Annotated in this window: 14 protein-coding genes; 3 read left to right on the top strand and 11 right to left on the bottom strand. The window is 63.2% G+C overall.

Going from position 1 to position 13,157, the window contains the following annotated elements; genetic code table 11:
- Positions 1-62 precede the first annotated feature (62 nt).
- Positions 63-1,028 carry a LysR family transcriptional regulator gene (locus ACL2XF_RS22785; RefSeq protein WP_413727587.1) on the top strand — a complete coding sequence of 322 codons (966 nt, stop codon included), beginning with the start codon at positions 63-65 and terminating at the stop codon, positions 1,026-1,028.
- Here the strand turns inward: ACL2XF_RS22785 and mdcH are convergent.
- From mdcH to bioH, 10 genes are all read right to left on the bottom strand, one after another.
- Positions 994-1,923, bottom strand: a complete 930-nt coding sequence (gene mdcH, locus ACL2XF_RS22780; protein WP_410013220.1) for a malonate decarboxylase subunit epsilon — start codon at positions 1,921-1,923, stop codon at positions 994-996. The genes ACL2XF_RS22785 and mdcH overlap by 35 nt on opposite strands.
- Positions 1,924-1,929: 6 nt before the next feature.
- The gene (locus ACL2XF_RS22775; protein ID WP_413727586.1) at positions 1,930-2,574 is read right to left on the bottom strand and encodes a malonate decarboxylase holo-ACP synthase; all 645 of its coding nucleotides are present in this window, start codon (positions 2,572-2,574) and stop codon (positions 1,930-1,932) included.
- Between the two features lie 17 nt (positions 2,575-2,591).
- Positions 2,592-3,551: an AEC family transporter gene (locus ACL2XF_RS22770; RefSeq protein WP_410013218.1), complete on the bottom strand. Its 960-nt coding sequence runs from the start codon at positions 3,549-3,551 to the stop codon at positions 2,592-2,594.
- A gap of 174 nt (positions 3,552-3,725) precedes the next feature.
- Positions 3,726-4,532 carry a biotin-independent malonate decarboxylase subunit gamma gene (mdcE, locus tag ACL2XF_RS22765; RefSeq protein WP_413727585.1) on the bottom strand — a complete coding sequence of 269 codons (807 nt, stop codon included), beginning with the start codon at positions 4,530-4,532 and terminating at the stop codon, positions 3,726-3,728.
- Positions 4,529-5,365, bottom strand: coding sequence for a biotin-independent malonate decarboxylase subunit beta (locus ACL2XF_RS22760; protein WP_410013216.1), 837 nt, complete (start codon positions 5,363-5,365; stop codon positions 4,529-4,531). The genes mdcE and ACL2XF_RS22760 overlap by 4 nt, the downstream gene beginning before the upstream one ends.
- Positions 5,358-5,657: a malonate decarboxylase acyl carrier protein gene (mdcC, locus tag ACL2XF_RS22755; RefSeq protein WP_410013215.1), complete on the bottom strand. Its 300-nt coding sequence runs from the start codon at positions 5,655-5,657 to the stop codon at positions 5,358-5,360. The genes ACL2XF_RS22760 and mdcC overlap by 8 nt, the downstream gene beginning before the upstream one ends.
- Before the next feature lie 25 nt (positions 5,658-5,682).
- Positions 5,683-6,534 carry a triphosphoribosyl-dephospho-CoA synthase gene (locus ACL2XF_RS22750; protein WP_410013214.1) on the bottom strand — a complete coding sequence of 284 codons (852 nt, stop codon included), beginning with the start codon at positions 6,532-6,534 and terminating at the stop codon, positions 5,683-5,685.
- Complete coding sequence (gene mdcA / locus ACL2XF_RS22745) at positions 6,534-8,195, bottom strand: malonate decarboxylase subunit alpha (protein ID WP_410013213.1); 1,662 nt, start codon at positions 8,193-8,195, stop codon at positions 6,534-6,536. Before mdcA ends, ACL2XF_RS22750 begins: the two co-directional genes overlap by 1 nt.
- Before the next feature lie 245 nt (positions 8,196-8,440).
- Entirely contained in the window at positions 8,441-8,710 is a 270-nt protein-coding gene (locus tag ACL2XF_RS22740) for a DUF1471 domain-containing protein (RefSeq protein WP_410013212.1), read from the bottom strand.
- Positions 8,711-8,779: 69 nt separating this feature from the next.
- Complete coding sequence (gene bioH, locus ACL2XF_RS22735) at positions 8,780-9,568, bottom strand: pimeloyl-ACP methyl ester esterase BioH (protein WP_413727584.1); 789 nt, start codon at positions 9,566-9,568, stop codon at positions 8,780-8,782.
- A gap of 40 nt (positions 9,569-9,608) precedes the next feature.
- On the opposite strand from bioH, the gene gntX reads away from it, so the two are divergent.
- Positions 9,609-10,295 carry a DNA utilization protein GntX gene (gene gntX, locus ACL2XF_RS22730; protein WP_413727583.1) on the top strand — a complete coding sequence of 229 codons (687 nt, stop codon included), beginning with the start codon at positions 9,609-9,611 and terminating at the stop codon, positions 10,293-10,295.
- Between the two features lie 59 nt (positions 10,296-10,354).
- Positions 10,355-10,930 carry a Fe-S biogenesis protein NfuA gene (gene nfuA, locus ACL2XF_RS22725; RefSeq protein WP_410013209.1) on the top strand — a complete coding sequence of 192 codons (576 nt, stop codon included), beginning with the start codon at positions 10,355-10,357 and terminating at the stop codon, positions 10,928-10,930.
- Between the two features lie 121 nt (positions 10,931-11,051).
- Here the strand turns inward: nfuA and malQ are convergent, their stop codons facing one another.
- Complete coding sequence (malQ, locus tag ACL2XF_RS22720; protein WP_413721583.1) at positions 11,052-13,154, bottom strand: 4-alpha-glucanotransferase; 2,103 nt, start codon at positions 13,152-13,154, stop codon at positions 11,052-11,054.
- Positions 13,155-13,157 lie beyond the last annotated feature (3 nt).

Genomic DNA, 13,157 nt, shown 5'->3' with positions numbered 1-13,157 from the left:
ACGCGACCGGTTTCGGGGCCGCCCGTGCCGAACACTTTTCCCGTCGGGATGGGACCCCTGTTATGATCGATAACGATATCACTTTCCGTAAGCTTGAGATTTTCCTGGCATTTATGGATAAGCGCAACATCAGCCGCACCGCCGATCTGCTGGGGCTCAGCACCGTCAGCGTCCATCGCGCCCTGCATACCCTGGAAGAAGGCGTACGCTGCCCGCTGTTTATCCACCAGGGACGTAATCTTTCACCGCTGCCGGCCGCCGAGACCCTGGCCGAGTATGCCCGCGAGGTCTCGGACCTGATGCGCAAGGGCATTGAGGAAACCCGCAAATGCGGCGGTATCGGCCAGGGCCGGCTGAAACTGGGCACCATGTACTCCCTGACCCTCGATACCATCCCGCGGCTGATTATGGGCTTAAAACTGCGGCGCCCGGAGCTGGAGCTGGAACTGCTGATGGGATCCAATCAGGATCTGCTGGTGAAGCTTGAGGATCAGCAGCTGGACGCTATCCTGATTTCCATCAGCGATACGCAGATCGACCCCGCCCGCTTCGAGACCCTGCCGCTGTTTATTGATGACATTTACCTCGCCGCGCCGGCCTCGTCCCGGCTGTATGCCACGGGACCGGCGGATCTGCGCGATTTCAAACACGAAAAATTTGTTTCGCTCACCGAAGGATTCGCCACGTATCATGGTTTCCAGGAAGCGTTCCATATCGCCGGATTCGAGCCGCATATTGTTACCCGGGTCAATGATATTTTCTCGATGATCAACCTGGTGCAGGCGGGAGTGGGTTATACCCTGCTGCCGGGCCGCATGAAGCGTATTTATGAACATTCGGTGCGCCTGATGACGCTGTCCGCCCCGTATCAAATGCGCCAGACCATCGCCCTGGTATTTGCCCGCAGCCGCGAGCATGACCCCGATATGCTGGCGTTGGTGGCGGAAGGCCGCATGTACGCGCGCGATCACGGCGACATCGGCGGCGGGCCGCTTAACGCCGCGTCAACCGCCCGGCCAGCGCCGTAATCAGCGACAGCGGATTCTGGCTGAAGGCAATGGCCTCGCCCTGCGCCATCACGCGCTTGGTCAGGCCGGTGAGTACCGCGCCCGGCGGCATTTCCACCGCCAGGCGCACGTCGCGCTCATAGGCGCTGATCATGGCGTCGCGCCAGTGCACCGGCCGCGCCATATTCAGCGCCAGATCCTCGGCGATGCGGTCCGGCTGCCATAAAACGCGGCCGGTGCTGCCGCTCAGGTACCCGATGTCCGGACGCCTGAGCGCGACCCCGGCCATGGCGGCGGCCAGTCGACGCGCCGGTTCGCTGAGTAATTCGCAGTGCGACGGCACGCTGACCGCCAGGCGCTGGGTGCGCCCCGCGCCCTGTTCACGGCATAGCGCGCAGGTTTGCGCCATCGCCGCCTCGCTGCCCGCGATGACAAACTGATCCTCGGCGTTAAGATTGGCCAGGTATACCGGATTATCCGGCCGATGCACCCGGGCGATAATACGCTCAAGCTGCGGCTGGAGCAGGCCGCTGATGGCCGACAGGCCGTAGCCGTCAGGATAGGCCTGCTCCATCAGCTCGCCGCGCAGGGCCACCAGCCGCAGCCCCGCCTCGAACTCCAGCGCCCCGGCGATGACCGCCGCCGGAAAGGCGCCGATGGATAATCCGCTGGTATAATCCACCTGTACGCCGGCGCGCAGGATTTGCCGGGCATAGACCACCCCCGCGATAAACAGGCATATCTGTACGGCGCGCGTGGCGCGCAGCGCGTCGCCGCTATCGAGATCAAGCACCGGCTCGCCCAGGATGGCCGACGCGCGGTCCAGCAGGCGGCGGGTGTCGCCATCGTCGGGTAGCTGGTGCAACATGCCGGGGACCTGCGGCCCCTGGCCGGGAAAGGTCAGTAACATTTTCATAGGGCATTATGTTCCAGTAGGGTGCGCATGGCCGCTATCCCAGGGATTGTCCGTCAGGATGGGACCGCGCGCGGTCTTGACCATCACCCTGCCGCCGCGCAACCATTCCGTCAGCGCGCAGCCGCCCTGCGGCGTCTCCAGCTGAATATCGGTCCGGCAGGGCAACGACGGCAATAGGTTCAGCAATGCGGCGAAGTCCCCGGGCGCCACCGGATGCGGGCAACGAATCAGTAAATCCAGATCGCTGTCCGGCCGGCTGACCGGTAAACCGGTGGCCAGCATATAACCGCAGCTGCCGGTGACGCCCCACGGCCACGGCCAGTGCTTCGCCGCCAGCAGGCGCAGCGCGCGCATTACCGGCAAGGCCTGGGTATCGGGGGGGGCGGCGGATAATAACCGCGCGATCAGCATCTCGGGGGTCACGACACGGGTAACGGCGTCCGCCGGCACCCAGGCCGCGGCGCGCTGCGAGCGCAACGCCCCGCGCAGGCCGACCGGCACCCGTTCCCCGCTGGGATCGCTGTCGCGCCGCACGACCAGCGGCAGCGCCGCCAGCCCCGGCGCCGCCGCCCAGGCGGGCGCGGCCTGGCGCCAGATAAGCCGCTGCGGATTATCAATCCATAACAGATCGTGCGGCCGGGGCATTGGCATGGTCTTGCTCCTGCCGGCTACAGGCCGGCGGTCAGTGAGATAAACAGCGGCAGGGTCAGGATACAGAGCACGGAGCTTATCAATAAGGTCGCCTCGGCATCCGGCGACTGCACACCGAAACGGTTGCCGAACACGATGCCAAAAAAGCCCGCCGACAGCGCCACCATCAGCACCGCGGTAATCGCCACCGTGCCGGTGATGCCGAACAGGTACAGCAGTCCCCAGGTAATAAACGGCTGCACCAGGTTTTTCGTTACGCACGAGAGCAGCACCGGCGCGTTAATCTTCAACTGGCGCGCGGAGAGGATCACCCCGGTCAAAAACAGCGCCGAAGCGGTGGCGGCCAGGCCCAGGGGCTTGATCGACGCCAGCACGATATCCGGCATTTTGATCCCAATGGCCGAGAGCAACACCCCCAGCAGCGGTCCCCAGACGATGGGTTTGGTCACCGAGCGCCACATCAGCACCGGCAGCAGCATCAGCGTGGATTTTTGGTTTTCACCGCCGGCGCGCGCCTTTTCACGTTCCAGGATCAGCAGGCAGAACGGCGTCATCAGTACCGAACCGCAGGCGATGGAGACCGCCACCGATAAAGAGGTTCCCGGGGTTTCACCCAGCACGCTACCTAAAATCGGCAGGCCCAGGGCGGCATAGTTCGGCAAGGCCACCGTCAGGGTTAACACCGCGGCGTCCTGGGGGGATTTCTTAAAGCCCAGGGTGCAGATAAAATACAGCGCGGCATACGCAATCCACATGGACAGCACCAGCAGCAGGATCAACGGCGACTGCGAGATAATGCCGTGCCAGGACGTTTGTACCGTGGCGCTGAACAGGGCGGCGGGCAGCGCGAAGTCCATAACAAAAACGTTAAGCAATGAAACGTTGGAGTTCACCACCATTTTCGCCTTGCCGGCATAATAGCCCAGCAGCATAATCACAAAGATTGGCGCCAGGGCATGAATAATAATATAGGTCATATAACCGCCTGAAATTAAGCAAAAAAATAAATGGCCAGCACCGGCGCGATGTGTTTTTTATGATACGTTCCCCGCCGGCGGCGGCGCGCGGCGGACCAGGATAGCGCTAACGCTATCCCCGCTTACGCCGGCCGCCGGGGGGACGGCAGATGTGTTACCGGTGCTGGTTCGTGGCTACCATTCCTGGCGCATGCGTTCCCTGACAAGCACAGAGCTGCGCCGGTTTTCCGCGCCCAGCCGGTTGGCCAGGCCGGTGCCCTGCTTCAGCGCCTGGTCAATGGCCTGTGAAAGCGCGGCGCGCACCCGGGCCAGATCGTCATCGCCGGCCCGATCGGGATCGCGGATATCCATCAGCTGCGCCAGCAGGCCGAGCGTGGCGTAATTGTTGATGTCGTAGGCCATCGGCGGGATGGTCTTGGCCAGTTTTTCCAGCGCGTCCACCGAGCGCAGGGTAATGCGCGCGGCGGATTCTTTGCCCATGGCATGGACCATCACCGCCGGGTCGTTAAAGGCGATCAGCGCATTGGCCTGATACCCGTGGGCCAGGAACGCGCCGGACATGGCTTTACCGACAATCAGCGCAATCACCGGGTGACCGGCCAGACGCGCCTGGGCATAAGCCGCGGCGGCCCCCGCCAGCGCCTGGTGGATGCCAAAGGCTTCCTCGCGGCGGCCGTAGGCCTGGCTCGGCACATCCACCACCGCCACGATGGCGCGTTTAACCGCGTTATCCCGATCCTGTGCTATGGCCTCCGCCACCACTTCCCCCAGCGTCCAGCCCTCCAGTAGACCCACCTCGCCGCGCGCCGCGCGCGGATAATGATTGCCGGCATCCGGCACCACGGCGACGTAGCGCACCGGCCGATCGTTAAGGGTGCCGTCGGCGACTTTTACCGAGGCGCATTGGCCCTGGCGTTGGCGCGCGCCGTCGGCCAGCAGGGAGAACCAATAATCTCCCCGACTCAGATAGGTGCTGTTCATAGGCGATCCTCCCGGGTAAACAGCGCCAGTACCTGCTGCTTATCCACTTGTTTACGGGTATCGAATTGATTGAGGCGATCCAGGTAGGCGCGGTAGTCGTCGGTACGCAGCCGGGCGGGCACGCCCTGGCGCAGGAAGGCCAGCGCGGCCTGCTTCACGTCCGCCACGGAATCCGCCACCAGCGCGTCGACAAACCCGGACTGGTAACGCGTTTCGCCGCCGGTGAGGCTCCAGATAAACGGCCGATCGCGGGAATCGTATTCCTCGATGCCCGCCTCCTGCTCAATCACCTGCGGGCCGTTGAGCCCCAGGCGCGCTTCGCGGGTGACGATCAGCCGGCTGCACAGCGCGGCGGCAATGGACATGCCGCCGAAGCAGCCCACGGTGCCCGCCACGATACCGATAACCGGCGTATAGCGCCGCAAATCGACAATCGCGGCATGGATATCGGCGATGGCGGCCAGGCCCAGGTTGGCCTCCTGCAGGCGCACCCCGCCGGTTTCCAGCATCAGCACCGCCTGGGTGGGAATGCCGTTGCGGTTGTCTTCCGCCGCCAGCTCCAGGGCCGCGGCCATTTTAGCGCCGGACACCTCGCCCATGCTGCCGCCCTGGAAAGCGCCCTCGATGGCGACCGCCACGGCGGGCTTGCCCTCGATGGTTCCACGGGCCACCACCATGCCATCGTCCGCCTGCGGGACAATGCCCTGCGGTTCAAGCCACGGCGAGGTGATGTGCTCATAAGGGCCCAGCAGTTCGCGGAAACTGCCTTCGTCAAGCATGGCGCGGGCGCGCTGCCGGGCGCCCAATTCAATAAAACTGGTGCGTTCAGACATGGCTGGCCTCCTCGAAAACCTGTTCGATCCTAAGACGGGCCACGCCCGGCGTGGCGCCAAAATCATTGATATCCAGGCGTCCGCCCGGCAAGGCGCGCGCGTTGCCGACCCGTTCGAACAGATGTTGCCAGCGCTGTCCGCCGCCCTCCACCGACGAGGTAATAATCACGCGCAGCGACCGGCCCGGGGCCGGTTGGTATATCGCCTCCAGATCGCCGGAGCCCACCACGCCGGCCAAGGCCTTGGCGGGCAAGGCGTCGCCGGCGGGAAAATGCAGTTCGATTCGTTCCATAACATCCTCTTGATGATGTAGATGATCAGGCGCTAACCCAATCGAGGAAAAACGTGGCCGCCAGCAGGTCGGCCGCGCCGCCCGGCGAGGCGTTATCCGCCAGCATGCGCCGCTCGAGCGCGGCCAGCGCCGCGCGTCCGGCCGGACTGCCGGTGCCGCCCGCCGCCAATACCGCCGCCGCGCCCCGGTGCATGGCGGCAAGCGCCGCCATGCCGCCCCGGCTCAGCACGCAGGTATCGGTCAGGGTGGTCATAATGGCCATTAACGCGTCCAGCCGGGCCTGCGGCTCACCGGCGCCCGCCAGCCGGCTGCGCCGCAGCTGCGGCAACGCCCGGTCGGTGATATGGGGAAATCCGCCGATGGCCTCTTCGCGCGCGCCGGGAACCTGATAGCGCTGCGTGGCCCGCTGCCCCTTGCTGAAGCTTTTCGGCTGCGCGGCGTCGGGCAGTACGGCCAGCCGCGCCGCGTGGGCGGCGATGTCCGCCGCCGTTCCCCGGCCCCCCAGCATGGCGCTGGCGCTGACCAGTAATCCCAACGCCCAGATCGCGCCGCGATGGGTATTGACGCCGCCGGTGGCGCTCATCATATGCCGCTCGCCCATCCGCCCCAGCCGGCCGATTTCCTGGCGCAGCGCCATATCGGGCGGGCGTTGCCAGCTGTGCAGCGCCAGGCGGTAAAACGTCGGCCGCAGGCTATGCGCCGAGCGCTCCATCAGCGCCAGGCTCAAATCCTGATGCGCCCCGGGACCGCGGCTGTCCACCAGGCCCGGTTTCGGGCTAAGGCGCGCTTCCTCGATCAACGCCGTTACGGCAAGCGCCGCGAGGGCGGCGGCCCGCGCCTCGGCATCGTACGGCTGGCCTAAGGGCAAGGCGTTCATTACCAGCTCCGGAATTTAGCCGGGGGCTGATATAAGCCGCCGGACCACTCGACCAGATCGGCAATGCTGCCGGCGGCCAATAAGGAACGGCTGGCGTCGGAACGACGGATGCCCATATCTTCCGGATAAACCACCAGCTCGCGGCGGCGCAGATCGTCCACCCGTTTGGCATCGACGCCCAGGCCGATATCGGTGATGCCGGCCACCGCCGCCACCATGGCCCGGCGTTCCTCCATCGAACGCGCGCGGTAGAGATAGGCGATGCCTTCCTCGGTCAGCACATGGGTGACGTCCTGGCCGTAAATCATTACCGGCGCCAGCGGCATGCCTGCGCCTTTGCCGACCTCCACCGCCTCGAGTTTTTCCACAAAGGACGGTTTAGCGCCGGCCTGATAGGTTTCCACCATTTGCACCACCAGCTTGCGGCCGGGCAGCATCGGGTCCGGCTCTTCGATCATATCCAGCCAGGCCGGGGTGGCATGGCGCCGGCCGTGAGGATCATGGCCCATATTCGGCGCGCCGCCGAAACCGGACAGCCGACCGCGGGTGACGGTGGAAGAATTGGCAAGTCCGTCGATCTGCAGGGTGGAGCCGATAAACATATCCACGGCATATTGACCGGCCAGCTGGCAGAAGGCGCGGTTGGAGCGCATCGAACCGTCGGCGCCGGTAAAAAAGACGTCCGGACGGGCGCGGATATATTCTTCCATGCCTAATTCGCCGCCAAAGCAGTGCACCGTTTCCACCCAGCCGCTTTCAATGGCCGGGATCAGCGTCGGATGGGGATTCAGGGTCCAGTGCCGGCAGATTTTGCCTTTCAGGCCCAGCTGTTCGCCGTAAGTCGGCAGCAACAGCTCAATGGCCGCGGTATTAAACCCGATGCCGTGGTTAAGGGACTGCACCTGGTGTTTGGCGTAGATGCCTTTGATCGCCATCATCGCCATCAGCACATGCACCGGCTTGATTAAACGCGGATCGCGGGTAAACAACGGTTCGATAAAGAACGGCCGGTCCGCCACCACCACAAAATCAACCCAGGAGCCGGGAATATCGACGCGCGGCAAATCATTTTCGTCATCCACCAGTTCATTCACCTGGGCGATAACGATGCCGTCCTTAAACGCCGTCGCTTCCACCAGCGCCGGGGTATCCTCGGTGCTGGCGCCGGTATAAAGGTTGCCTTTGCGGTCGGCCTTGAAACCGGCAATCAGCGCGACATTAGGCACTAAATCGACAAACAGGCGGGCATAAAGCTCGATATAGGTGTGAATAGCGCCGATTTCCAACTGCCCGTCTTCCAGCAATTGAGAAATGCGCAGGCTTTGCGAGCCGGAAAAGGCAAAATCCAATTTGCGGGCAATGCCCTGCTCAAACAGATCCAAATGCTCCGGCAGGCTGACGCTGGGCATGATCATATGCAAATCGTGGATTTTTTGCGGGCTGACTTTCGCCAGCATGCGCGATAAAAAATCAGCCTGCTTCTGGTTATTGCCTTCCAGCACCACCCGATCGCCGGGCAGGATCAGCGCTTCGAGCACGGCGGTAATGGCGTCGGTGGGCAACACCTTGCCGTCGGCTATAGCGCGAACCTGCTCCAGCCGGCGTTTCTTTTCAGTGCGGCGGGTATCCCAGACTCTGGGGGACGCTTGATGAAGCGGCATTATTGACCTCCTCGGTTCATAAACTGTCGCAACATGGGACAGTGGTCATAAACGGTAGAGGGAGTGTAAGGCGGTCAAGATGGGCTCATCAATTAACCCCGGCGGTCAATCGTTAGCGTAAGGGTAACGAATGCGTTGTGCCGCCTCGCGGCGGAAAAAGACAAAAAAAAACCGGTATCAGCGTGAAGACCGCTACCGGATCAGGATGGAATTTATTGGCCGCGTCCGGCCCGGGGCGTCAGTCTTTATTTATAGACATCGGCGGTAGCGCTGAACCTGCCATGCTGGCGGCCGGCGATAATGACATAATATTTACCGCCTTTTTCATCCGCCCGTTTGGAGAGTATGGCCTTGGCATCCATCGGCGAGGTCGTCTTGGCGGTGGTATGCACGGTGGCAATTTTCTCGTAGCCTTTTTCCTTGGCCTCCTGCGGGGTAATTTCTTCCGCCGCCAGGGCGCTTAGGGTAAATAGCGTGCCGGCCAGTGTCATTGCCATAAAGGTTATCGTCTTCATCGGTATTCCTTCATCTCTTTTACGGTGGAACGTGCCACTAACTATAGAAGAGTTTTTGTTTAATCCTTTTCACCTGGCGTCAGGAAGTGTTTTCCCGCCGGCAAAGTCGATAATGTATTGGCAAAACAAATCGGGATGGGAAATAAAGGGCGCGTGGGCGGCTTTGGGGATCACCACGCCGCGGCTATGAGGCCAGCGCGCGTCCAGCAGCGCGGCCACCTTGCGCGGTACCAGTCCGTCCAGATAACCGTACAGACGCAGCAGCGGCAGATCGAGCGCGTCAAGCTGCGCGCGCAAATCCGCGGTGCGCAGGATCTCCAGCCCGCCGGTTAATACCGCCACCGGCGGCAGCGGGTGCTCAAGCACCACCTGCTTTAACCGGCGGGCATCCTGGCGGGCGGTGTCGGTGCCGAGGGTTTGCAGGGCCAGGAAACGCTCCACCGTGCGGTGAAAATCCTGGCTCAGCTGCTGCGCAAAACCCGCCAGCACCTCGGGTTTGATGCCCGGCCATTGGTCGCCGGCGCTGAACCTGGGCGACGAGGCGACGGTAATCAGGCCGGCGACCCGATCCGGGCGCGCCAGCGCCGCCTGCGCCGCCACCAGGCCGCCCAGCGACCAGCCCAGCCACCACGCGCCCTCCGGCGCTCCGGCGGCCACTTCCTGCGCCATCTGCTGCAAGGACAACGGCCCATAACCCTGGCTGCGGCCGTAGCCCGGCAGATCCACCAGATGCAGGCGAAAATGCGGCGACAGCCGCGCTTCGATGCAAGACCAGACGCCGGCGTTCAGGCCCCAGCCATGCAGCAACACAAGATCAACAGAACCGCTGCCGAGGGTATGCCAATAGAGAGATGTCATCAGTTATAGTTCCCGGTACCCAGGTTATGGAGGACCTCCCATGCTAACAATCAACGCCCTTTGTTGGCTATGCCAACAGCCATTATGGTTTAGCCACCAGGGAATTTGCCGGTGCTGCGCCGGCCACCTGCTTAACCGGCGCGAGACCTGCTGCCCGCGCTGCGGGCTGCCGGCCGGAAGCCGCAGGCTTTGCTGCGGACGCTGTGTGCTGAAATCGCCGCCGTGGCAATCATTGCTGTATGTCGCTGATTACCGGCCGCCGCTGAGCCGGCTGGTAAAAAAACTCAAATACCAGGGCGGCACCGGCCTTGCGCGCGTGCTCGCCCGCCTGCTGGTGTTGCGCTGGCAGGAAGAACGCCATTTGTACGGGCGCGATAAGCCGGATCTTGTACTAAACGTGCCTTTGCATACTTACCGCCACTGGCGCAGGGGCTATAATCAAACAGATCTTCTCGCCCGGCCGCTGGCGCGCTGGCTGGGCGTGGAATACCTCAGCCAGGGACTGGAGCGCACCCGCGCCGTGGCGCCGCAGCAAACGCTGCATGCCGGCGCCCGCAGGCGCAACCTGCGCGGCGCCTTTGCCTGCCATGCCGATGTGGCCGGCAAGACCGTGGCGCTGGTGGATGACGTGGTCACCACCGGCAGCACCATGGACGAAATTACCCATCTCCTGCTGGCCCGACAGGCCAGGGCGGTGCAGGTCTGGTCAGTTTGCCGGACCTTGTAGTGCTCAGGTTAATGGGAGTATTATAACCGACTAGATTAGTCAACTATTGAGTGAATGATATGATCCGGATTACCGATGCTGCCCAGGAACATTTTGCTAAATTACTGGCCAATCAGGAAGCTGGCACCCAGATTCGTGTATTTGTCATTAATCCAGGCACGCCGAATGCGGAATGCGGCGTGTCATATTGTCCTCCCGACGCGGTTGAAGCCACCGATACCGAGTTGAAGTTCGAGAAAATCAATGCGTATGTCGATGAGCTCAGCGCGCCTTATCTTGTGGATGCGGAAATCGATTTTGTTACCGACAAGCTCGGTTCGCAGCTCACCCTGAAAGCGCCAAACGCCAAGATGCGTAAAGTCTCCGACGACGCGCCGCTGATTGAACGGGTGGAATATGTGTTGCAATCGCAAATCAACCCGCAGCTGGCAGGCCACGGCGGCCAGGTTTCGCTGATGGAAATCACCGACGATAACCTGGCTATCCTGCAGTTCGGCGGCGGTTGCAACGGCTGTTCCATGGTCGATTACACCCTGAAGGAAGGCATTGAAAAAGAGCTGCTGGAAAAATTCCCCGAGCTAAAAGGCGTGCGCGATCTGACCGAGCACCAGCGCGGCGAGCACTCGTTCTATTAACGGCGGCGCGGCCGTCGGCCTTACCGTGAATTACCGGTCCGCTGCGACGGGCCGGCGCATCCCTGCCCAAGCCCCTTTTTACCCGCCGCACGGCGCCTGAGCGCCACTGTATTACCTGCGTTTACCGCTCACCCGTCGGCGTATTGCCTATCGCTGCCTTGCGCAGGCGATCTACTTCCCTGAGCAGGCGCATCAAGGTGGGGTCGTCAAACATTTCGTCCACCTCCCGCGTCAGCTTACGCCGCCAGTTCGGATATTGATCGGTGGTGCCCGGCACATTGACCGGCAGCGCCATATCCAGCCAATCCTCGGGCTGTAGCCCCAACAGCGCCGAATTGCTGCGCGCCACGTAGCGGTGCAGCCCGCGGTTCAGCAACGGCGACATCATCACCCGGTCCGCATTGGCGCTCATCTTTGCCGGTACGCATTTCCAGGCGTGCAGGGCCGCCAGCAGCGCCTGACGCGCTTTCTGCCTATCGTCCAGCAAGAGCTGATACACCTCCTGCGAGGGGTAGATTTTCAGTTCCCGTCCCAGCCGCAGATCCTCCTGCTGCCAAAAGCCGCGCAGGGTGGCGAGATCGTGTGTGGTCAGGGTGGCCATGGCCTGCGCCATATATTCATCGGGCGGGCGGAAATGGGTGGCGTCGGTACGCTCGAACAGCAATACCTTGTAGGAGTACACGCCGGCGGCCTGCAGTTTACCGGTGATTTCGCGCGGCACGGTACCCAGGTCCTCGCCGATAACCATGCACTGCTGCCGGTGGCTTTCCAGCGCCAGCACCGCCAGCAAATCATCCACCGGATATTGCACGTAAGCGCCGTGCTGCGCCGTCTGCCCGCGCGGTATCCACCACAGCCGCAGGAGCGACATGACATGATCGATACGCAACGCGCCGCAATGGCGCATATTGGCACGCAGCATCGCGATAAACGGCTCATAGGCCCGGGCGATGAGCACGTTCGGGTCCTGCGGTGGCAGGCACCAGTTCTGGCCCTGCGGTCCCAGCTTGTCCGGCGGCGCGCCCACCGAGGCCGCCAGGCAATACAACGTGCGATCGCTCCAGGTCTCCATGCCCCCTTCACTCACGCCGACCGCCAGATCGCGATACAGGCCGATGGGCATTTCCAGACGCCGGCTCAGGCGAAAGCAGGCGTCGAACTGGCGCGCGGCCTGCCATTGCAGCCAGCTGAAAAACAGGATTTCGTTTTCGTGCCGTTGACAGAATTCCCGCACCGCGGCGCCGTCAGCCTGCTGATACTCCGGCGGCCACTGCTGCCAGCCCGCCGAGGGATGGCCCTCGCGGGTCAGGTAACGGTGGAGCGCATCGAAGGTGGCCTGCTGGCGCAGGCTGTCGCCGCCGTCGTGGATAAAACCGCTAAATGCCCGCCGCTCGGGGTCATCGGGCGCGCGGGTGTTGAACTGCGCATAAGCGTGGGTCAGCGCCGCCAGCTTGCATTCCGTCACCTGCGGATAATCCACCAGCTCATCGGCGCGCAGGGCGGCAAGGCGCTGCTGGGTCCGCGGCGATGCCAGCCACTCTTGCGCCGCCGGGCTTTGCTGGAAGTCCTCCAGCGCGCCGACATCGATATACAGGATATTGAGCCAGCGCCGGGAGGACGGACTATAGGGGCTGGCCCAGCCGGGCGCGGCGGGATACAGCGCATGGATAGGATTCAGGCCGACAAAGGCGCCGCCGTGGCGCGCGGTGCCCTCGATCATCAAGGCCAAATCGCCGAAATCGCCGATGCCCCAGTTATGGCGCGAACGCAGGGTATACAGCTGCACGCAGGCGCCCCAGAGCTTATGCCCCGCCAGCAGCGCCGGCGGTTCATAACAGCGCGGCGGCGCCACGATAATCTGGCAGGACCATTGGCTGTCGCCGGCGCGCAGGGTGAGCCGGTGATAGCCGGGCGGCAGCGCGGCAGGCAACGCCACGTGGCCATCCACCGTCCCGCCCTGATGGCGGCGGCCCGATTCCTCGATAAGCTCCCAGCCGGCCGGCTGCGCAAGCATCACCGGCAGCGGTCGTTCTTGGCCGGTCCTGACCACCCACACCGGCGGCAGCGCCGCCGTTCGATCGGCATCGTCGCTTAACCCCGCCATGGCGGCCAGCAGCTGCCGCTTGGTCTCCTCGCTGATGATTTTGCGCTGTCCCCAGGCATCCACATATTCCGGAATAATTCCCGCCCGTCCGGCGGACCGCTCCAATACCTTGGGATCCATCAA

It is taken from the genome of Sodalis sp. RH19, from assembly GCF_047324215.1.
In the GTDB taxonomy this organism is placed as follows: domain Bacteria; phylum Pseudomonadota; class Gammaproteobacteria; order Enterobacterales; family Enterobacteriaceae; genus Acerihabitans.
Note: the sequence above shows the minus strand (reverse complement) of the source record. Positions and strands in the feature narration are given on the sequence as shown.

Bases quoted from the DNA above. Each gene is read 5' to 3' on its own strand.
- ACL2XF_RS22785 (WP_413727587.1), top strand. From the start codon at position 63: ATGATCGATAACGATATCACTTTCCGTAAGCTTGAGATTTTCCTGGCA.
- mdcH (WP_410013220.1), bottom strand. From the start codon at position 1,923: ATGAAAATGTTACTGACCTTTCCCGGCCAGGGGCCGCAGGTCCCCGGC.
- ACL2XF_RS22775 (WP_413727586.1), bottom strand. From the start codon at position 2,574: ATGCCAATGCCCCGGCCGCACGATCTGTTATGGATTGATAATCCGCAG.
- ACL2XF_RS22770 (WP_410013218.1), bottom strand. From the start codon at position 3,551: ATGACCTATATTATTATTCATGCCCTGGCGCCAATCTTTGTGATTATG.
- mdcE (WP_413727585.1), bottom strand. From the start codon at position 4,532: ATGAACAGCACCTATCTGAGTCGGGGAGATTATTGGTTCTCCCTGCTG.
- ACL2XF_RS22760 (WP_410013216.1), bottom strand. From the start codon at position 5,365: ATGTCTGAACGCACCAGTTTTATTGAATTGGGCGCCCGGCAGCGCGCC.
- mdcC (WP_410013215.1), bottom strand. From the start codon at position 5,657: ATGGAACGAATCGAACTGCATTTTCCCGCCGGCGACGCCTTGCCCGCC.
- ACL2XF_RS22750 (WP_410013214.1), bottom strand. From the start codon at position 6,534: ATGAACGCCTTGCCCTTAGGCCAGCCGTACGATGCCGAGGCGCGGGCC.
- mdcA (WP_410013213.1), bottom strand. From the start codon at position 8,195: ATGCCGCTTCATCAAGCGTCCCCCAGAGTCTGGGATACCCGCCGCACT.
- ACL2XF_RS22740 (WP_410013212.1), bottom strand. From the start codon at position 8,710: ATGAAGACGATAACCTTTATGGCAATGACACTGGCCGGCACGCTATTT.
- bioH (WP_413727584.1), bottom strand. From the start codon at position 9,568: ATGACATCTCTCTATTGGCATACCCTCGGCAGCGGTTCTGTTGATCTT.
- gntX (WP_413727583.1), top strand. From the start codon at position 9,609: ATGCTAACAATCAACGCCCTTTGTTGGCTATGCCAACAGCCATTATGG.
- nfuA (WP_410013209.1), top strand. From the start codon at position 10,355: ATGATCCGGATTACCGATGCTGCCCAGGAACATTTTGCTAAATTACTG.
- malQ (WP_413721583.1), bottom strand. From the start codon at position 13,154: ATGGATCCCAAGGTATTGGAGCGGTCCGCCGGACGGGCGGGAATTATT.